Here is a 21,769-nt window from a genome sequence, read left to right on the forward strand (position 1 = left end):
TCTCCGCCCCCTAGTCCACGAGTGATACGTATTGTTTTCTTTGCCATTTTTGCTCGATTTCAACACCATTTTGCGGATTACGCTTTTTATCTCGCGGGTTTGAAGATGGTAACGGACGATTTCCTTTTTCACGTAATACACGCATTTTCACCATCGTTTGTTTGTACGCCGGTGTACACGTATAAAGGTCTGTTGCCGTCCCAGTTAAAATATTGATCGCTTCTTCATTTATCGTTGCATGCATCGGTAAGTATAGCTCTTTCCCCGTTACACGATCAGTAATAAGCGCTTGTACTTTAATTTTGCCAAATGGTGATGCTAATTCTACAAGACCACCATCTTTCACATTGCGTTCTATAGCAAGTTCAGGTGAAATTTCAACGAACACTTCAGATACTTTAGATAAAATACCAGCCGACTTATTCGTCATATTCCCTTCATGGAAATGTTCTAGCATACGTCCATTATTTAAAAGTAAATCATACTCATCTGGCGCTACAACTGGTGGTACCCATTCATCTAATGATAAACGAGCTAGTTTATCTGGGAAGTTAAATCCGTCTACATATAATAGCGGTGTATCACTACCATCATGGCTACCCCAACATAAACTATTCCATCCTTCTAGACGATCGTACGTTGCTTGAGAGTATAACGGTGCAAGCGATGCAATTTCGTCCATAATTTCACTTGGACTTTCGTAATTCCAATCCCCGCCGAGTGCACGAGCAACTTTTTGTAAAATCCACCAATCTGGTTTTGAATCACCCAGTGGTTTTAATACTTCATATAATCTTTGAATACGTCGCTCTGTATTCGTAAACGTTCCTTCTTTTTCTAAGCTTGGTGCCGCTGGTAAAATAACATCAGCAAAACGAGCTGTTTTTGATAAGAACATATCTTGAACAACGAGGAAGTCTAAATTCGCTAAAATATGTTGCACATGGTTCGCATTAGAATCGACTAAAGCCATTTCTTCTCCCATGACATACATACCACGTAGTTTTCCTTCTTCTGCCGCAAGTAACATTGCAATATTATTTAATCCTGGTGCTTTCGGAATCGTTGTGCCATATGCTTTTTCAAACTTAGCACGAAGCGTATCATCCGATACTGCTTGATAACCTGGAAGCCAGTTTGGTAATGTCGCCATATCACAGGCACCTTGTACATTATTATGACCTCGTAATGGATATGCGCCTGCACCAGGACGACGATAGTTCCCCGTAACAAGCAGTAAATTTGAAATAGCAGCAGATGTTGTACTTCCTCCTGTATTTTGCGTTACCCCCATTCCCCAAAGTATACAAGTTCCATCTGCTTCATATACCATACGAGCCATTTCTTTCAGGTTTTCTTTCGAAATCCCCGTAATTTCTTCTGTATAATCAAGCGTATACTTTTCTAACATTATGCTATATTCATCAAAGTTCTTCACATTTTCAGCTATGAACTTTTTATCATGCCAATCTTGATCAATAATATATTTCGTAATACCAGCAAGCCATACGTAATCCGTACCTTGGCGCGGATGAATAAATAAATCCGCACGCTCTGCCATTTCATGTTTACGAAGGTCTGCTACAATCAGTTTTTGCTCGTGTAATTTATGAGCACGTTTTACACGCGTCGCAAGTACAGGGTGTCCTTCTGTTGGATTCGCACCAACGATAATGACAAGGCCTGCTTCAGCTATATCTTTCACTGTTCCTGCATCGCCGCCCATACCGACAGTTTTAAATAAACCATCTGTTGCTGGAGATTGACAATAACGAGAACAATTGTCTACATTATTCGTTCCATATATTTGTCGAGCTAGTTTTTGCATAAGGTAATTTTCTTCATTCGTTACTTTCGATGAAGAAATGAATCCAAATGCATCGCTGCCGTATTCAGATTTAATATGCTGCATGTTAGAAGCAACAACTTCTAACGCTTCTTCCCATGAAGCTTCAACAAACATATCTCCTTGGCGAATTAATGGCTTCGTAATTCGATCTTCACTATTTACAAAGTCCCATCCAAATTTACCTTTTACACATGTGGAAATACCATTAACCGGTGCATCTGAAACAGGTTGCACTTTTAATATATGGCGATCTTTCGTCCATACTTCGAATGAACAACCGACACCACAAAATGTACAAACTGTTTTTGTTTTATTCACTTTCGTCTTACGCATCGCAGCCTCTACTTCTGAAACCGCTAAAATACTACTATATCCAGGTTCTACATCCTTTACAAAATCAATCATCGGATCTAACACGTCTGGTTTTAATCCTGTCATAAATCCAGCTTCACCTAACATTGATTTTTCCATTAACGCATTACATGGACATACTGTTACACACTGCCCACAACTTACACAAGATGAATCATTTATACTTACACCATTATCCCATATAACACGCGGACGATCTAAGCTCCAGTCTATCGATATAGTTTCATTAACCTGTAGGTTTTGACATACTTCTACACACTGTCCACAAGCAATACATTGATTTGGATCATACCGATAAAACGGATGTGACATATCCACTTCACAAGCACTTACTTTCGGCTCATACGGATATTTCTGTTCTTCAATTCCCATCATATGTACGGTGTTATGGACTTTACAATTACCATTATTGTTATCACACACGGTACAATACAATAAATGATTCTCTAATATTCGGTCCATCGCCTCAGTCTGTGCTTCTTTTGCACGCTGTGACTGTCTTTCAATATGCATACCGTTCTCTAATTTCGTTGAACAAGCACGCATTAACTTCCCATCTACTTCTACAATACACGTATCACAAGTTTGAATTGGATCTACTTCTGGTACATGACAAATTTGAGGATGTTCCAAATTACTCTCATTAAATAATTGTAGTATTGTCTTTTCACCTGATGCTGAAAATTCTTTACCATCCACGGTTACACGGACTGTCTGTTCTGCCATAGTTTCCCCTCTCCTTACAACCAACTGTACAACCCACTTGTGAATCCGTTTTCATAAGTGGGTTACTGTACATATTTTTGAAACGCTCTGCGCAAATACTTTTCTTATGAAGTCGATTCTAGATGTTATAAGGTATAACTACGAAAGCTTGAAAATATCACTATTCTACAGTTCTATTATATCGTACATATACAATAATAACCAAAATAATCTGTGATCTTCTTCCTAATAGGTGTTTTTATTTTTTCCATTGTTTTATGATAAATATGGGAGAGAAATACATAAAAAAGGGGAATTTAATATGGAGCCTACGCAAGAAACGTATACAATTGTACGCTATCAATCTGGTACATTTTCAAAACAACTGGATGAGATTGTTACAGAATCTCCTATTACAATTAAATTGAATGGTAAAGAATATGTAACAGTCGTATGCACACCAACCTATATTGAAGACATGGTCATTGGTTTTTTAATTTCTGAGGGGATTATTTCTTCTTATAAAGATGTTGAAGAACTATGGGTGCAAAAAGATAACGGAATTGTCCATGTAACATCATCAAAAATAAATCCGCTCTATCAAAATTTATATAATAAACGATACATCACTTCCTGCTGTGGAAAAGGTAGACAAGGTTTTATTTTCGTTAACGACGCAGCGAAAGCAAAAGATTTACATGATATACATGTAAAAATTACTCCTGAAGAATGCTTTTACTTAATGAATACTTTACAACAATCTTCCACTACCTTTCGTCAAACCGGCGGTGTTCACAATACCGCACTATGTGATCGAAACAATATCCTCCTATCAAGAATGGATATTGGAAGACATAATGCATTAGATAAAATATATGGACATTGTTTACGCAATGATATATCTGTTAAAGGAAAAATCATTGCATTTAGCGGGCGCATTTCATCCGAGATTTTACTCAAAGTTTCAAAAATCGGATGTGAAATTGTTCTATCTAAATCCGCACCAACAAAATTAGCATTGCAACTCGCTCACGATTTAGGCATTACTGTCGTAGGATTTATTAGAAATGAATCTTGTAATATTTACACACATCCACATCGAATTGATGGTTATCGATCGAATAACTAAAATAACTCCTCAATCGAGGAGTTATTTTAGTTATGAAAATGTAATATATTAAACACTTGAATAGTTAATAAAGTTAATATACAATTTCATTACATAATTAAAAACAAAATATTGTAGCATATATCTTTTCATTCTTTTACAAATTAAAAGAGACTGCTAACAAAACGCATACACATTCTTATATATGTAATGGATTTATTTGATTTAAAATCGACCAAGGAGGTTACAACGATGGAAATTCGCTTATTAACGACAGAGGACGCAGAAATATATTTAAAAGTTTGTATGGAAGGTTTAACGAAGAACCCGGAAGCTTTTAGCTCTTCTTATGAAGATGTTCTGAAACATGAGGATCCTGTAGCTGCTATGGCAAAACGATTAAGCAATCCGGATAAGTATACTCTAGGGGTCTTCAAAGATAATGATTTAATCGGCATTGCTACTTTAGAAACAAAGCCTTTCATTAAACAAGAACATAAAGCAAAAATCGGTTCCGTTTTTGTTTCCCCTAAAGCACGTGGCCTTGGAGCAGGACGGGCTCTCATTAAAGCAATTATCGAGAATGCCGATAAATTACATGTAGAACAACTTATGCTTGATGTTGTAGTTGGTAACGATGCAGCAAAAAAATTATATGAATCATTAGGTTTCCAAACTTACGGCGTACAAGAGCGTTCATTAAAACATAACGGTCAATATTGGGACGAGGAACATATGGTTCTATTCTTAAATGATTAATACTTCAATATAAAGTGAAACTTTACTAAATAGTTATTTTTTCCAAAAGCATCTTTTTATTAAGAAAGATGCTTTTTTCATTACAACAATGTAATCTTCATGTCACCTTTATCGATCGTACCAAACCTTTCCATTCATTATACTAAAAATATAAAGTGACACTTTACTCAGTGGGGAACTACATCCCACGCTGATCGCATGTACTTGATATGTAGAGGAGAATGTGACATGAAACAAAACAAACGAGCTATGGTTTTAATATTTACTACAGCAATTGTAACTTCTGGATTAGCAATTTTACCTTGGTTTATTATATAAAGTGACACTTTACTCAGTGGGGATTTTCTTCATCCCCCACTGATTATCAGCCCCCACCTAACTTCTTTGCTTTCGCTGAATTTTGAGGTGGGGTCTTACTACCCATTAAAGTCGGATAAAAATACTCCCCCTAACAACGAAAAAAGCTTATTACTTCTTAAGAAGCAATAAGCTTTTTTTATATTATAAAATCCCCAAAATTTTATTTACACAACTTATAATAATAGCCATAGATACGGCAACGCACATGACAACCGTATTACGATCTTGCTTTTCTTTTTTTGAAATTTCTTCTTTTGGATTCATGTGTATGATCTCCTTTTAAAAAAAGTGTGAGATAGGAAATTTTTCTTATCCGATGCGAGGTGAATACGAAAACCCTCTCTATCTCACATACACAATAGAATGGAATTGTCATTTTATAAATAAAATGACATGACGTTATGTCGCAACATAGGGTATTTTGTGTCGCTACGTTTTCTATTATAAAAAATAGTTGTGCAAAACTAGTGCATTTTTTATGTCAATTACTCTGAGCGAGAAATCACTCTTCCACTCAATCACATAAAAAGAGTTTTTTATCATTTTCATGTAAACTATACAAGTAGAATGAACAGTTTGGGGTGCACAAGATTATGGTAAAAATTTTATTAGTAGACGATGAAGAACGTATGTTACGATTATTAGATCTGTTCTTAAGTCCTCGTGGCTATTTTTGTATGAAAGCTACCTCTGGCCTTGAAGCACTAAAGTTAATAGAACAAAAAGACTTCGATATTGTTTTGTTAGATGTAATGATGCCGAATATGGATGGATGGGATACTTGCTATCAAATCCGTCAAATTTCCAACGTTCCCATTATTATGCTAACAGCTCGTAATCAAAATTACGATATGGTGAAAGGCCTTACTATCGGTGCAGATGACTATATTACAAAACCATTTGATGAGCATGTATTAGTTGCACGAATTGAGGCTATATTACGCCGTACAAAGAAAGATGGATTTGTTAGCTTCAATGGTATTGAGTGGGATAAAACGAAACATACTGTCACAGTGTATGATGAAAAAATCTCACTGACTCCTATCGAATTTTCGTTACTTGGACTATTTTTACAAAATACAAACCGTGCTTATAGCCGAGATGATTTAATCGAAAAAATTTGGGGTTATGAAACAGACATTGAATATAGAACAATCGATTCACATATTCGCAATATCCGTGATAAATTGCGTAAAAAAGGATTTCCAGTTGAAAATTACTTAGAAACTGTTTATAAGGTCGGATATAAATGGAAAAGTGAATAATTACTTCGGTCAGTGGACAATAGTATATCACTGACCCTTTATATGAAATAAGGTATGGTGAGAAAATGAGTAAACTTTCACTTAAAATTGGTACATACTTTTTAATATTAGCTTTATGTATTGAAACAATTGCTTTCGTATCTTTTTACAAAAGCATTTCAACAATGCGGATTGAGGAAGAAACACTTGCTCTTTTAGAGAAAGGGAATCGCTATAGTAAAATGCTAAAAAAACGTGCAGAGTGGAATGAACGTACTAAACACCAACAATACACTGAACGTCCAAAACGTTATGGGTATCAGGAGTTCACTATCGAACATGCGGCTGAAGGATTAATTGAATCCGAGTTAATTGCTAACTCGGATATAACTATCATTATCACTGACAATGACGGGAAAATTATCTCTAACTCAGAACCCGTAACAAAGGAAATGCAAAAACAGCTTACTTGTAAAACAGAACCTATTCCAAAAGACGGATTAATCATTGAAAGAAATTGGAAAAAATCAAAATTCATCTCAACAGTAAGTCCAATTGAAATTCAAGGATTTCAAGGTAATTTATATATGTTATTAAAAACATCTTTCTTAGAAAGAATGTTACTTAAACTCATGAATCAATTCCTTATTATTAGTATATTGACGGTTATTTTAACAACTATTTCTGTCTTTGTTTTTTCTCGTGTTATTACAGAACCGCTTATAAAAATGAAGCGGGCAACAGAAAAAATGCCAAAATTAAATAAGCCAATTCAATTAGGTATTAAACGGAATGATGAACTTGGAAGCTTAGCAAAAACGATTGAAGATTTGTCCAGTGAACTGACTTATATGAAAAAAGAACGCAATGAATTTCTTGCTAGTGTCGCCCATGAACTATTAACTCCATTGACCTATATGAAAGGTTATGCGAAAGTAGCAAAGAGAGACACTTTAACGAAAGAAGAGCGAGAAGAATACTTACAAATCATTGAGGATGAAACAGATAGTGTAACTGATCTCGTTCAAGATTTATTTATGCTTGTACAATTAGAACAACACCAATTTGTTATAAAAAAACAAAAAGTGACCCTTCAACCATTTTTAGAACGAATGGTTGAAAAGACAAAAACAACATTAACTAACAAACAAATGCAACTCCATGTATATTGCAAAGACGATTTAGAAGTTTGCATAGACGAAAGACGTATGGAACAAGTTATGTTAAATTTATTACACAATGCTTATCAACATTCGCTAGAAAACACCACTATTACAATACGCGTACTCACAGAAACAAATTCTTTTACAATAAGTGTACAAGATGAAGGTGAAGGTATTCCTGAGGAAGATATTCCGCATATTTTCGATCGTTTTTATCGTGTTGATAAATCTAGAACGAGAGCTACTGGAGGAAAAGGTATCGGGCTAGCTGTTGCGAAAGAAATTGTGGAATTGCATAACGGTTCCATTCTAGTAACAAGCAAATTAGGCGTAGGAACAACCTTTATAATTGAGCTACCTTTTGAATAATATATGTGTGTGAAAACACCAGTAGTAGTAAACACTACTGGTGTTATTTTGTTCATAAAATCAGCTCATATAAGCTAAGCTTTTGAAATTATTCTTATTTCAATATAAAATAAAGATACATTTGTCAAAGATTTGGAGGGTGATATAATTGGATATCCATGTATTAACAAAAGACGAAGCGGAAATTTACTTAGAACTTCGTGTAGAAGGATTAAAGCAAAACCCTGAAGCTTTTAGCTCTTCTTATGAAGATATTATTAATAAAGAGTGTGCGATTGAATATAAAGCACAAAAATTAGCACAAGATGAAAACTATACGCTAGGTGCATTCAAAGATGGAAAATTAATCGGGGTTGCAACACTGGAAACGAAACCATATGTAAAACAAGAACATAAAGCTAAAATCGGTTCTGTATATGTGTCTCCAAAAGCACGCGGACTTGGAGCAGGAAAAGCACTTATTAAAGAATGTCTTGAACTTGCTAAATCTTTAGAAGTAGAACAAGTTATGCTTGATGTTGTTGTTGGCAACGATGGAGCAAAAAAACTTTATGAATCATTAGGATTTAAAACATTCGGTGTGCAAGAACGTTCATTAAAATATAACGGACAATATTGGGACGAAGAGCATATGGTCTTATTCTTAGACGAAAATAAATAAATAAATAAATAAATAAATAAATAATAAAAAACATCCTCTCATGTATGAGGATGTTTTTTTACTTTTTTTCTAAACCACGCTGTATTTAATAGTTGAATCGCTTTTGCAATTTCTTCTTCTGATAAGATCGCAAACCCAAGTAAAACGACATTTTCAGGTGCAGTACCGTCTTTATAGTACGTAGAAACAGGATATACTTTAATACTATATTTTGCAGCTTCTTGAATGAGTTCCTCTTCTCGCATTCCATTATGCACTTGTAATAAAATGTGCAATCCTGAATCTTCTCCTATCACTTCAACACGATTAGAGAAATACTTTTCTATTTCAAAGACAAGTCGATCCCTCTTTTTTCGGTAGACGACACGCATTTTATGAATATGTTTTTCCCAATAGCCTTCATTTAAAAACTTTCTAATCACTTCTTGATCCATTCTTGAAACGCTTTGTGTATAAAACAAATATTCTTTTTGATACTTTATAATTAAATTCTTCGGTAATACTATATAGCTCATCCGTAACGAGGGCAATAAAGCTTTTGATAGCGTCCCCATATAAATAACTTTCCCCTCTGTATCTAATCCTTGTAGTGCCGGAATTGGCCTTCCTGAATAGCGAAATTCACTATCGTAATCATCTTCAATAATATACCTGTCTTTCGCTTTCTTCGCCCATTGTAAAAGCTGCGTCCTTCTCGTAATAGGCATAATCATTCCATATGGGAATTGATGAGAGGGAGTTACAAATACAACATTTGCATCGCTATTTTCTAAATCTGCCATACAAATGCCGTCCCTATCTAAAGACAACATTTGAACCTTCTCTTCTCCCTGTTCAAAAACGACCATTTTCCTATGATAACCTGGGTTTTCAACTGCATAATTGCTTCCCTTTAACAATTGAAACAATAGTTTCACTAATATTTGTGTTCCCGCTCCTAATACAATTTGACTAGCTGAACAACGCACACCTCTAGATTCATACAAATAGTTCGCAATTTCCTCTCGTAAGCTTAATTCTCCTTGAGGGTGTCCAAGAAAAAGCAAATCATTATTATGCGGCTGCCATACATCATTTATAAGCTTGCGGTACATAGTGAAAGGAAAAGTATTCGTATCAACCCCTGTTTGGGTGAAATCAAATGTATAGTTCTCCTCTCGAAACGGTACTTCTTCTACTTTCGCTTCGCTTCCTTCTACATCAATCATTTGTTCAACTTTACATACAAAATAACCTTTTCTTGATGCCGACTCAATATAACCTTCTGCAAGTAATTGCTCATAAGCCGCTTCTACTGTATTCTTACTCACTTGTAAATAACTCGCCAGCTTTCTTTTTGCAGGTAATTTTGTAAAAGCCGGAATCGTTCCATCTTTAATCTCTTTTTTTATATACTCATACAATTGCACGTACAATGCTCTTTTACTATTCACATTTAAATTAGGTGTTAATTCTAACATAATATCTGACCCCTTAATAAAACTGAAATCTGATACTTTTTACAGTACCAGAAGTTATATATAATTCCTTTTATCATGTCACACAAAAAAAATCAAATACTGGAGAGGAGAAACATGATAATGAACAATGGTAGACGTATCGGACTCATTATGATTATTACAGGAGCTACATTATGGGGGTTATCTGGCCCAATGATTCAGTGGCTATTTCAGCATACTAATGTATCCTCAATTGATTTTTTAACAATTCGATTGCTGCTTGCGGGAATATTTATTTTATCTTTTTTACTGATAAAGAAACAAAACATTTTTCAAATTTGGAAACACCCTAGACATTCTATACAACTTATTATTTTCTCTATTCTCGGCATGCTTGGTGCGCAATACGCCTTTATCGAGACGGTTCATATTAGTAATGCGGTCACAGCGACATTATTTCAATTTCTAGGTCCTGTTCTTATTACCATTTATGTCGCATTTGAACAACGAAAATTCCCTGCTTCTATGCAACTACTCGCAATTGTAACTGCGCTAACAGGGACATACTTTATTATTACAAACGGTTCAATTGAAAATATTGTTTTATCGAAAGAAGCCATTATTTTTGGTCTATTAACAGCAATTGGATTTGCATTTTATACCCTCCATCCAGCTTCCCTTATTAAAGAATGCGGAACAACTGTAGTAATTGGCTGGGGGATGTTAATTGGCGGCATTGCCCTGCTTATTTGTAATCGCTCGTTTGGATGGCATGAGCTTTCGCAAACTTTTACAACAAAAACTTTTTCAATGCTTATTCTTATCATCATAAGTGGAACTCTTTCTTTTCTTCTTTATATCGGTAGTCTGAAATATTTAGCAGCAACAGAAACAAGCATTTTATCTAGTATTGAACCACTTGTAGCTGCCATCGTTTCAATCGCTTGGCTGAATGAATCTTTTGGAGCATATCAATTATTAGGCGGCGTATGTATCGTTCTTTCTGTTATTTTCTTAACGATGCCGCAAAAAGAGAATGAGCCAGCCTTTACACCTGAACAAATATAGAAAATGTCAAAAGAGGTCGTACAAAACTTACGACCTCTTTTTATACTTTAAAGGAATTGTCCCGCTTTCTGGCAAATACAATTACACTAACAATCAAAATTAGGAGTGTGGCACCATGAAAAAAATCGGAACTATGCTACTGTTCTTCTTTCTCATCACTGGATGCTCGCAATTGCAACCTGATTCAGAATTACCTAAAAAAGAAGCTATCGCAACGTCATCCACTCAAGTTAATGCACCTTCCTTCTTTCACCTTAGCGTTTTAAAAGATGTAAATTGGGAAGAAACACCCTCCTTCATACAAGAAAAAATACCTTTAAGAGGTATCGAAGACAAAATCGCAATGGCTGATAGCCCTATTATCGCAAATGAAAAAAGCGAAATGATGTGGTACTTTTTAGATCCTGAAATGCCAACTGGAGAATTATCTATTATTGCACTAAAGCAAGGATCAGTAACTCCAACACCCGTACTCTTTCAACAAGAAACTTCCAAACCAACTTGGACTACTTCAAATACAATTGATTCTACTACAAGCGAACTTCCTCTCACTATGTCACTACCTTCATCTGGATTATGGGTATTAAATATATATGTGAATGAAAAATATTATGATCAGTTTGTAATTACTGCTGAGTAAAGTGACAGAACTAAATTAGTTTCTTACAACCATGTAATTTCCACGTCATATACTTCGATAGTTGAAGTCTCTCTCTTCTCTTATACTTAAAGTAAGAAATGACACGAGGAGAGATGAGAGATGAAAAAAATGATAGAAGTGATCGTAGCAGTAACTGAGGTTTTAGTAAATGGTAAACAAGTTGCAATGGAATTAAATAAATAATGAGGAAACATAAATAAATAATGTTACACTTCTTCATTATTTTGATTTCTTATCTCAAAAAAGCAGTGCCTCTTTAGGCACTGCTTTTAGCTATTAATAACTTGGTATTTTCGTAATTTGTGCCACGCCTGAATCAATGGCTGCTTTCGCTACAGCTTCCGCAACACTTGGAACAACTCTTTTATCTAACGGATTCGGGATTACATAATTCGCATTACGTTCTTCGTCCGTAATGATGTTAGCGATCCCATATGCTGCCGCTAATTTCATTTCTTCTGTAATATCAGTCGCGCGCACATCTAACGCACCGCGGAATATTCCGGGAAACGCCAATACATTATTTACTTGATTCGCATAATCCGAGCGCCCAGTTCCTACTACAGCTGCCCCAGCCGCTAATGCATCCTCAGGGAAGATTTCTGGAATTGGATTCGCCATTGCAAACACAATTGCTTTCTCATTCATCGTCTGTACAAGTTCTTTCGTTAATACGTTAGGAGCAGATACGCCAATAAAAATATCAGCCTGATGAATTGCTTCTTTTAACGTTCCACGCACATGTTCTCGATTTGTCTGTTTTGAAACTTCAATTTGCGCTGCGTTCATCCATGTTTCACCTTCACAAACAATACCTTCTAAGCTAACTAACGTAATGTGCTTTGCACCAGCTTTTAATAATAGTTTCCCAATTGCAATTCCTGCCGAACCCGCACCGTTAATAACGATTTTTACATTATCCATTTGTTTGCTAACAACCTTTAATGCATTAATAACAGCTGCTAAAACGACAATAGCTGTTCCATGTTGATCATCATGAAATACAGGAATATTCGTTTCTTCTTTTAATCGTTTTTCAATTTCAAAACAACGTGGTGCTGCAATATCTTCTAAATTGATCCCTGCAAATGTAGGCTCTAAATTTTTTACAAGGGTAACGATTTCATCCACATCAGTCGTACCTAAACATAACGGGAAAGCATCTACATTCGCAAATTTTTTAAATAAAATACTCTTCCCTTCCATAACAGGCATAGCTGCTTTCGGGCCAATATTCCCTAAACCGAGTACCGCTGTTCCATCTGAGATAACTGCCACCATATTACCACGTGCTGTATAGTCATACACTGTTTCTTCATCTGCTGCAATTGCTTTGCAAGACTCCGCTACACCTGGTGTATATGTCAGACTTAAATCATCCGCTGAATTTACTTCTACCTTACTTGTAATTTCAATTTTCCCTACTAATTCTTTATGCAATAACAATGATCTTTCATTAATTTGATTTTCTAACATACTTATAATCTCCCCTTAATTTGACAAGCTAGCTATATGAATATAGCTAGCTTGTTTGATCATGAAAACATTTTTAATAAAATTGTCGCTGTTACAACCATTGCTGCCCCGCCTAAACGAGTCGAAATTTGCGCGAATGGCATTAATTCCATTCGATTTGAAGCTGATAAAATAGCAACATCTCCAGTTCCACCTAAACCACTATGACATCCAGTTACAATCGCTGATTCAACTGGATACATTTTCATCACTTTCCCTACAAGAAAACCTGATGCTACCATTGTAAGAACAACTGATGCGCACACGACAACATATCCTACTGAAAGAACTGCTGCTACGTCTTTTAGCGGAATATATAGTAATCCTAGTCCAACCATTAAAGGCCAGGTTAAATTCTTCGAAATGAATTTATATAGATGGAATGCTCCTTGCTCCATTTTTGCTGGCATTAATTTAAAGTATTTCACAAGTGCTGCTGAGAAGATCATAATGATTGCCCCAGGAATACCGATGAACTTAGAAGCAAATCCTCCGAAGATGAAGAATGTACATGCAATTAATAAACCTGCTCCCATTAATGAGAAGTCAATTGGCTTCTCTGTATTTTGTTCTTTTAATAACTCGGCTTGATTATCTGTTTTTACTAATACACCGTTACCACTAAGCTCCGGTTTCTTCTCACCTAAACGCTTCATATACCCTGCACTCACAATAGCAAACATATTTCCAATAATAGCCGCTGGAATAAGCTGTGATACAAATGTTGCTGATGATTCATTTAAAATATCACTATAAGCTAGCGACAATGGTAAAATCCCTTCCCCGATACCACCACTCACAATTGGTACGATGATAAAGAAGAATGTTTGCTTCATTTCAAATCCAAATAGTGAACCAACCAATAATCCTACTGCTACAGAAGCTAACGTCCCTACCACTAAAGGTATAAACATACGAACGAAACCTTGCACTAATACTTTACGATTCATTCCTAAAATACTTCCGACTACTAAACAAGAAATATATAAATATAAAAAGTTCGATTTTTTCATTAACATAGTCGCAGCTTCCATTGAAGCTGGATTCATCCAGTTAAAAAATACAAGTAATGATGGAATAAATAACGAAAGTATTGCTGGACCACCGATATTTTTTAAAATTGGAATTCTCATCCCAATGTCTCCTAAGAAAATACCCATGATCATAATAACTGCAAATCCACCAATCATATCTGCTGGCAATTTATTATATACAGATGCCCCATAAATAATAGCAGCCAATACTACATATAACGGTAAAGGTATAACACCGATTTTCACATTCATAATTTTAGAAGCGAAAGATTCTCTTTGTACTTCATTTCCTCCAGAAAATGATACCGCTTCCACATCCTTTTGAATTCCCATATGGCACCCCCTTGTTTTCTTAATAACAATATTAAAACGCTTTCAATAGTAAAAATAGTTTTTGTAAGTTTTGTAATTGATTTTGTAATTAAAAAAAGTATAAGCGACTTATAATAAGTCGCTTATACGTAAAACTCTATTTTATTTTGGTCAATACATCTTAATTTACTCACCGGTCTCCCTACATGTTGATACACCATTTCGTTTTCTAACACTCCAATTTCAGTTAAAAACATTACATACTTTCGTATAGAAACCCTTGAAACACCAACTAATTGCGCCATTTCCTCTGTTGTAAACGCTTGTCCATTTAGCGACTCGATCTTCTGCCAAATTAATTGCATCGTTTGCTTCGTTAATCCTTTTGGAAGCTCTTTAGTGACAGTAGGCTCTCTTTTTTCTTTTTGCAAAATTAACGAATCTAATTCCGATTGACTAATTTTTTGTTGTTCTTTCATGAAAGTAAGTTTTTCTCGATATATAGTTAATGCCTCTTTAAATCGTTCAAATGTAAATGGCTTAATTAAATAATCTACTACGCCATATTGTAATGCTTTTTTAATACTCCCCATATCATGTACAGCTGAAATCATCATAATATCGATTTCTTTTTCTTGGTTCCGAATATACATTAAAAGCTCAAATCCAGTCTCTTCAGGCATAAAAATATCAAGTAATACTAAATCTACTCGTGATTCCTCTAATACTTCTATCGCCGATTTTACCGAATTAACTGCTTGAACAAGTTCAAACCCTCCTACTTGCTCTAAATAATGCGTATTTAACATTGCTACCATCGGGTCATCTTCTACAATTAAAACTTTAATCATATTTGCCTCTCATCCCTACCTTTAGGTATTTCAATTGTTATCGTTGTTCCCTTTCCTACTAATGAATGCATATGAATTTCCCCATTTATTCGCTGTATACTTTCTTTTACAAGATACAAACCATAACCACGGTTATCTCCCTTTGTGGAATAACCTTTCGTAAATAATGCCCCTATTTCTTCTTCTTGTATACCTTTCCCCGTATCTTGTACTGTAATGATTAATGTATCCCCATATTGTATCTCAAGTTCAACTTGCTTCTTTTCACAATTCGTCACTGCCTCTAATGCATTATCAATTAAATTTCCGACAATCGTAATTAGTTCATGAATAATACTTTCATCATCTATTTCCGGCATGTAAGAATCTTCACTTATAATTAATTTTATATTTTTCTCTCTAGCATAGCTAAGTTTCCCGAGTAAAAAACCAGCAAATACTGGACTTTTTATTCTTTCCATAACCCCACCAATTTCATATTGATGCTCTGATACCATACCGCTTATATACTTCTGTAATTCTTCATACTGCTTCATGTGTGTAAGCCCTAATACGACATGCATTTTATTCATAAATTCATGCGATTGTGCCCGTAAGGCTTCTGCATATAGTCTAATACCAGTTAATTCTTCTGCTAACTTTCTAATCTCTGTTTTATCACGAAATGTTGCAATCGCACCAACTATTTCTCCTTTTACATATAAAGGAACACGATTCGTCACAATCGTAATTCCATAAATATTTTGTTCTTCGTTTAATTGTACTTCTCCCGTTTGTAATACTTCTTTTATACGTGAATTAGGCATATACAACTCAACATCTTTACCAATAAAATCTTCTTCAAGACCACTTTTCTTAAACAATCGTTTTGCCTCATTATTTATTAAAGTTACATTGGCCTCTTTATCTACAGCAATAATACCTTCTTTTACAGATTGTAACATCGTATTTCTTTCTTCGAGAATTTTCGCTATCCTGTGAGGTTCAAGACCGAATAAACTTTTCTTTATATGTCTAGCTAGCAATATTGCTCCTATAATTCCGACTAGTATTCCAACTCCGACACCAATATAAATGATATGTCTGCTTTCCTTAACTCTCTCTTTTACATTATCTGCTGAAATACCAACGGCTACCGCTCCAAGCTGTTCACCTGTTTCAGAAAATACAGGTACAAACACTCGCATTGAAATACCTAAAGTTCCTTCTGCCAGCGATACATGTTCCTTTCCTTTCAATGCAGGCCCTTCATCTCCCCCAATAAAATGATGACCTATTTTTTGAGGATTTGGATGTGATTTTCTTATTCCATTCATGTCCATAACTACAATAAATTGAACACCTGTGTTTTTTAATATTCTATTTGTATACGTTTGGATTGCAGTAATATCTGCTTTCCCAGTCAAACCGTCGATTACAATCGAATCATTCGCCACAATGTGTGCAATTGTTTTTGCTTTCTCTGCTTGGCTATCCTCCGTTGTCCGTTCTACATTATGACTAATTAATATATCTGTCACAAGTAAAGAAAAAATTACAACTGTACAAACTAACAATGTAATCGTTTTCCATAAATTCCATAGTCTTTTTCTTTTTTTCATCCCGTTAATGACTCCCCTAATTGCTGAATAGAAAAATAAGTAAGGTGATATTATTTTCACCTTACTTATCTGCTGTTATTATACTTTAAATTTACTAGTCATCGCTTGTAGTTCTTCGGCCATCTCAGCTAAATTTTGCGAAGCTGAACTAATTTCTTCCATGGAATTAACCTGTTCTTCTGTTGAAGCTGCAACACTTTGCATACTAGCTGTATTTTCTTCTGCAGCAGCTGCAATTTCATCAATAGCATTTGTCACTTCATTTGCATCTCCAGCAATTCTCTTCGTTGTTTCTACCATTTGATTCACTTGAGAAACAATATGTGTAGTAGAACTTAAAATTTCCGTAAAACTTACTTTTGTTTTTGTTACAACATCAAGGCCTTGTTGGACTTCCCCATTCACATTATCCATCGCCTTAACAGTATGTTCAATATCAGCCTTAATTTCTGCAATTAAATTTGCAATCTCTCCAGATGATTCTCCGGACTGCTCCGCTAATTTTCTAACTTCATCTGCTACAATAGCAAATCCTCGGCCCTGTTCACCTGCTCTTGCTGCTTCAATAGCCGCATTTAAAGCTAAAAGATTCGTTTGAGTAGCGATATTTTGAATTGCTTCAGAAATAGCCCCTACCTGCTTAGATTTCTCATCAAGAAGTTTAATAATGGCATCTGACTCGGATACCGACCTAGAAATAGACTGCATTTGTTTTGCTGTTTGTTCAACTAATTCTTCCCCTTCTTCAGCTCTTTCTCTCGCATGCAATGAGGATACAGAAATTGATTCTGCACTTCCAGTTACATCTTGAATTGCTGTATTTACTTGTTGTAATGTAGCCGCACCTTCTTCAACACCTTGACTTTGTGATTCAGCCCCACCTGATACTTGTTCCATTGCAATTGTAATTTGATCTGTCGCATCATTTGCTTGCTGTACGCTCGCTGTTAACTCCTCAGCCGATGCAGCGACATGCTCTGCTGAAAAACTAATTTGAGTAATCACATCTTGTAAAGAGGCAGACATTTCATTAAAGGAATTCCCCAATTTCCCTATGTCATCCTTGGAATGGATTGTAATTTTCTCTGTTAAATCTCCCTTACTAATTTTATGTGCCGAGTCAGCTATTTTTCTTAATGGTCTTGTAATAGACTTTGTAATGAAATAAATTAATACACTACCAAATACAATAGCGATAGCAATAACAATAAAAGTCTTATAAAACACTGGATTCGCAGCCTGGTTAATTTCTTCATCAAACATAACTCCAACTACTTTCCAACCCGTTTTCTCATTTGTTGCAAAGATTAAATGCTTTTTATCATCTTGTTCTGTATAAGAGACATTTCCTTGTTTTTCTTCATAAATTGGTTTAATCCAAGGATCAGTAACTTTTGCACCTGGTTTTCTAGATGGATGACTAACAATTTGCTTATTTTGATCTAAAATAACTGCATAACCTTTTTCACCAATGTTAATCATTTTGGAAATTTTCAAGATGTTATCTAGATTTAAGTTAATTCCTATAACACCTTTACCATCTTTTACTTCTTTTGCAATTGTCACTACCATATTTTTTGTAGATGCTGATTGATATGGTGCAGTAACAATTACTTTCCCTTTATTTTCATGTGCTTCTTTATACCAAGATCTATCTGTTGGATTATACCCATCATCCATTTTGATAAATGGTTCTCTTATAAACTTTCCTGTCTGCGTTCCAATATAAATACCTTCTACTTCTGGATGAAGTTTTATATATTGCGCTAACTTCGTTCTTACTATTTCTTCTTGTCCGTTTGGATATGTATCCTCTGTTAAGATGTCTGCAAAGTATGCTGCATCAACAAATTTCTCTTCTATATTTTGAGAAATAACAGTATTTAAAATCGAAATGTTTTCCTTTGCTTTACCTGTGATTTGTTGTTCAAAATTTGTTTTGGCGGTTTGATATGAAACACCACCGATAATAAGTCCTGGTATAGTTAAAATAAGAAAAAATGAAATGATTAATTTTTTCTTGATGCTCATACATTTAACCCAGTTAAATATTTTTTGCATAATAAGCCTCCTTTATGGAATGTGGATACTTGTGTAATTTTATACAAGTAACATATATAAAACAATATATAATGATAACATATAATATTTTCGTCAATTATGCATTTTTACATATTCACTACTTCTAAATATTTAATCATAAAAAACAAAAGAACTTTAGCTTATATAATAGGCTAAAGTTCTCTTATTTCTTAACAAAAAAACCAACAAAACTCCTCTTATAATTCCTTACTAATTCATTTAGAGCTTTTCACATAACTAATCGCCTGACTCCCCATTTGTACCCATGCCTTTTCAAAACTTTCTCTCGGTACTTTTACATCTAAACTATCACTTAGAGGATCTCGAATATATACAAATTTCTTATCATATCCAATAAGCACTACACAATGTTCATTATACGTAATAGAAACATCCCCACTATTTGTGTCCCATGTAGTAAATTCATCTTCATCTAACGGCGCAAATGTTGCATTCGTAATCATGACTACCGGTTGTCCTGATTTTACACTCTTATAAAGTTCTTCTATACTCTTCCCCGTTAAGTCCACAGCTTTATTAGGTAAATACTGTTTCGCTAATTGAAATAATGGTCCATGATATACACCATATCCAGATTCAGAAAAGGTATAAATATTCCCTACAAATCCTTCATTCGGGTTCCCACGTATACCATCGTTCATAAAATCAACTTTCTTTATTTCGTTTGCTAATTTCATCTTATCCACTGTAATACCTGCGTATTGTAGCATCATCGCTAAGCTCGTTACTTCACAGCCTCTATCTAACTCTGGTAATTGCTGAATGAAAGGTACATTTGATAAGATGACCTTTTCACCATTATTACTAATCTTCGCTTCTTTTCCACTTTGTATATTGAAGAATGTTAACTTCTCCACATACTTTGTAATTCCATTTGTATATACGTTCCATACTGCTATACCGAGTAAGGCCATACATAAATACCACTTCCATTTCCGTATCACTCTCACACCGATACGATAAACTTAACTAAATCTATACAATTCAATCAAATTTACACAAGTTAGTGCTTCATCGTGTTCTCGCAGCCCCAAAGGGACGAGGGGTATAACACTCCACACGAGGCAGTATCGTTACCTCCTATTATCAAGCATTTATTTTACCCATCTTGATAAATTTATCGCAGCATTTACATCCCTATCGTGATGGCTATTGCATGAAGCACAACACCACTCACGTATTTTTAAACTCCACTGTCCTTCTGGTTGAACTGAATGGTCGTATTTTACTCCGCAACATGAGCAAATCTTGCTTGAGGCGAAACATTTATCAGCTTTTACATACGCAATGCCGTACTTCTCGCACTTGTATGATAAACATTGAAAGAAGAAGTTTAATTTTTGAAAGGAAAGTGCCTTCGATAGTTTTTTGTTTTTTAACAGGTTTGAGATAGATAAGTCTTCCACAACAATTCTCATTGGTTTGGTTTTCACCAATTTAGCTGTTGCTTGATGGATATGGTTATTTCGGATATTCATAATTTTCCTAGATAACCGCAGGTGCTCGATTTTTGCTTTTTCATATCCAGCAGATTGAATTTTCACACCTTTTTTAAATCTCCTAGACATATCTCTTTGTGCTGACTTTTTCCTTCTCAAAAGTTTTTTAACCTTGGCATCTTTGTTTATATTTCGTTCTTTCATACCATTAGAAGCTACAAAAAGTTCTTTTAAACCAACATCCACACCAATCGATTCATTCGTTAGTTCTTGTGATTCAAAGTCTTCTTGGAATCCTACACTAATCCACCAGTGACGACCATCAAAGGTAACTCTTGGATTGGATGGTTTTTTATTTCTTGGTAGTTGTTGGCTTGTTTTCACTTCTCCAATAGACTGAATATGAACTACTCTCTTTCCTATAATCAGTCTTTCATAATTGGCATAAAATCCTTGAATCAAATCTTTTTTGGATTTATAAGAAGTGTGATACCCATTTTTGTACTTTTTGAACGAATTTTTTCTCGCCGTATCAAAATCTTTTGAAGCCTGTTTGGGCACTTGTGCATTGATTTCTTTTAACCACTCATAATTCTTTCGCTTCTTGATCTTTGTAAATCGTTTCTGTAAAGCTAACTGTGAAACAGATTTTCCAAATAGCTTATAATATCTATCACTCATTCTTTTACAATAGTTATAAGCGAATCTTGCAGCTCCAGCATGGTTTCTCAGCACTTGTTCTTGTTCAGGCGTTGGAATCAGTCTAACTTTCTTCGCCAATATCATCAGAATGTAACTCCTTTAATGAAAGATTTGTTCTTCTGAATCGTAGCGTGTTCCACCAGCATTCTCCTGAGACTACTCGGATGCAAACCTGTTAATTCTGATACTTGACTAACTCGTAAAAATTTCATTATTATTCTTACCTCATTGAACCTATCATAGCACGTACGTTCGGTATGTTCAATGAGGTTTGATAGATTTAATTAAATGTATCTCGTTCAACTAAGGGCGCAATTCCTTAGCCAGTTCTCTTATGAACTTCTCCTGTTTTCACATGAGCGCAGACTATATGTTTATCTCTTTAGAGATAGAGGATTTTTCCACCACCATAGGCTTGTGGTGTACTCTCGTCAGTTATACGAGATAGTCGTTG

17 protein-coding genes and 1 pseudogene are annotated in these 21,769 nt (G+C 35.0%); 7 read left to right on the plus strand and 11 right to left on the minus strand.

Annotated features, from left to right (window positions below):
• Positions 1 to 10: 10 nt before the first annotated feature.
• Entirely contained in the window at positions 11 to 2,947 is a 2,937-nt protein-coding gene (gene fdhF / locus ACTFRS_RS24370) for a formate dehydrogenase subunit alpha (RefSeq protein WP_242294211.1), read from the minus strand.
• Positions 2,948 to 3,248: 301 nt separating this feature from the next.
• On the opposite strand from fdhF, the gene fdhD reads away from it, so the two are divergent.
• Both fdhD and ACTFRS_RS24380 read left to right on the plus strand, forming a co-directional pair.
• The gene (gene fdhD, locus ACTFRS_RS24375; protein WP_062821327.1) at positions 3,249 to 4,055 is read left to right on the plus strand and encodes a formate dehydrogenase accessory sulfurtransferase FdhD; all 807 of its coding nucleotides are present in this window, start codon (positions 3,249 to 3,251) and stop codon (positions 4,053 to 4,055) included.
• 231 nt (positions 4,056 to 4,286) lie between these two features.
• A complete protein-coding gene (locus ACTFRS_RS24380; RefSeq protein WP_000405875.1) occupies positions 4,287 to 4,793 on the plus strand; it encodes a GNAT family N-acetyltransferase in 507 nt (168 codons plus the stop codon).
• A gap of 501 nt (positions 4,794 to 5,294) precedes the next feature.
• Here the strand turns inward: ACTFRS_RS24380 and ACTFRS_RS24385 are convergent.
• Positions 5,295 to 5,417, minus strand: a complete 123-nt coding sequence (locus ACTFRS_RS24385; protein ID WP_431084932.1) for a hypothetical protein — start codon at positions 5,415 to 5,417, stop codon at positions 5,295 to 5,297.
• 329 nt (positions 5,418 to 5,746) lie between these two features.
• Here ACTFRS_RS24385 and ACTFRS_RS24390 point away from each other — a divergent pair, with 329 nt between their 5' ends.
• The 3 genes from ACTFRS_RS24390 to ACTFRS_RS24400 all read left to right on the plus strand — a co-directional run bounded on the left by ACTFRS_RS24390 (position 5,747) and on the right by ACTFRS_RS24400 (position 8,590).
• Positions 5,747 to 6,418 (plus strand): response regulator transcription factor, encoded by a 672-nt coding sequence (locus ACTFRS_RS24390; protein ID WP_000238954.1) that lies wholly within the window; start codon positions 5,747 to 5,749, stop codon positions 6,416 to 6,418.
• Between the two features lie 65 nt (positions 6,419 to 6,483).
• Positions 6,484 to 7,929: a HAMP domain-containing sensor histidine kinase gene (locus ACTFRS_RS24395; protein ID WP_000041015.1), complete on the plus strand. Its 1,446-nt coding sequence runs from the start codon at positions 6,484 to 6,486 to the stop codon at positions 7,927 to 7,929.
• 148 nt (positions 7,930 to 8,077) lie between these two features.
• On the plus strand, positions 8,078 to 8,590 hold the full coding sequence (locus tag ACTFRS_RS24400) for a GNAT family N-acetyltransferase (RefSeq protein ID WP_000351212.1): 513 nt from the start codon (positions 8,078 to 8,080) through the stop codon (positions 8,588 to 8,590).
• Positions 8,591 to 8,628: 38 nt separating this feature from the next.
• Here the strand turns inward: ACTFRS_RS24400 and pdxR are convergent, their stop codons facing one another.
• Entirely contained in the window at positions 8,629 to 10,050 is a 1,422-nt protein-coding gene (pdxR, locus tag ACTFRS_RS24405; protein ID WP_139869366.1) for a MocR-like pyridoxine biosynthesis transcription factor PdxR, read from the minus strand.
• Between the two features lie 120 nt (positions 10,051 to 10,170).
• Here pdxR and ACTFRS_RS24410 point away from each other — a divergent pair, with 120 nt between their 5' ends.
• Complete coding sequence (locus ACTFRS_RS24410; RefSeq protein ID WP_431084935.1) at positions 10,171 to 11,097, plus strand: DMT family transporter; 927 nt, start codon at positions 10,171 to 10,173, stop codon at positions 11,095 to 11,097.
• 115 nt (positions 11,098 to 11,212) lie between these two features.
• Positions 11,213 to 11,737: a DUF4871 domain-containing protein gene (locus ACTFRS_RS24415; RefSeq protein WP_431084936.1), complete on the plus strand. Its 525-nt coding sequence runs from the start codon at positions 11,213 to 11,215 to the stop codon at positions 11,735 to 11,737.
• Between the two features lie 297 nt (positions 11,738 to 12,034).
• Here ACTFRS_RS24415 and ACTFRS_RS24420 read toward each other — a convergent pair whose 3' ends face one another.
• The 8 genes and pseudogenes from ACTFRS_RS24420 to ACTFRS_RS24455 form a co-directional block, all read right to left on the minus strand.
• The gene (locus tag ACTFRS_RS24420; RefSeq protein WP_431084937.1) at positions 12,035 to 13,234 is read right to left on the minus strand and encodes an NAD(P)-dependent malic enzyme; all 1,200 of its coding nucleotides are present in this window, start codon (positions 13,232 to 13,234) and stop codon (positions 12,035 to 12,037) included.
• Between the two features lie 59 nt (positions 13,235 to 13,293).
• Complete coding sequence (locus tag ACTFRS_RS24425) at positions 13,294 to 14,640, minus strand: 2-hydroxycarboxylate transporter family protein (RefSeq protein WP_000512693.1); 1,347 nt, start codon at positions 14,638 to 14,640, stop codon at positions 13,294 to 13,296.
• 122 nt (positions 14,641 to 14,762) lie between these two features.
• Positions 14,763 to 15,470, minus strand: a complete 708-nt coding sequence (locus ACTFRS_RS24430) for a response regulator (RefSeq protein ID WP_029437405.1) — start codon at positions 15,468 to 15,470, stop codon at positions 14,763 to 14,765.
• Positions 15,467 to 17,071, minus strand: coding sequence for a sensor histidine kinase (locus tag ACTFRS_RS24435; protein ID WP_139869361.1), 1,605 nt, complete (start codon positions 17,069 to 17,071; stop codon positions 15,467 to 15,469). The genes ACTFRS_RS24430 and ACTFRS_RS24435 overlap by 4 nt, the downstream gene beginning before the upstream one ends.
• A 78-nt stretch (positions 17,072 to 17,149) precedes the next feature.
• A complete protein-coding gene (locus ACTFRS_RS24440; RefSeq protein ID WP_440048719.1) occupies positions 17,150 to 18,097 on the minus strand; it encodes a methyl-accepting chemotaxis protein in 948 nt (315 codons plus the stop codon).
• A pseudogene (locus ACTFRS_RS24445) lies at positions 18,089 to 19,132 on the minus strand (HAMP domain-containing protein); the annotation flags it as partial. The gene ACTFRS_RS24440 and the pseudogene ACTFRS_RS24445, both read right to left, overlap by 9 nt.
• A 236-nt stretch (positions 19,133 to 19,368) precedes the next feature.
• Positions 19,369 to 20,118 carry a C39 family peptidase gene (locus ACTFRS_RS24450; protein WP_242294208.1) on the minus strand — a complete coding sequence of 250 codons (750 nt, stop codon included), beginning with the start codon at positions 20,116 to 20,118 and terminating at the stop codon, positions 19,369 to 19,371.
• Between the two features lie 150 nt (positions 20,119 to 20,268).
• Positions 20,269 to 21,399 (minus strand): RNA-guided endonuclease InsQ/TnpB family protein, encoded by a 1,131-nt coding sequence (locus ACTFRS_RS24455; protein WP_440025219.1) that lies wholly within the window; start codon positions 21,397 to 21,399, stop codon positions 20,269 to 20,271.
• Between the last annotated feature and the right edge of the window lie 370 nt (positions 21,400 to 21,769).

The organism is Bacillus cereus group sp. MYBK139-1, assembly GCF_051916915.1.
Taxonomy (GTDB): Bacteria; Bacillota; Bacilli; order Bacillales; family Bacillaceae_G; genus Bacillus_A; species Bacillus_A pacificus.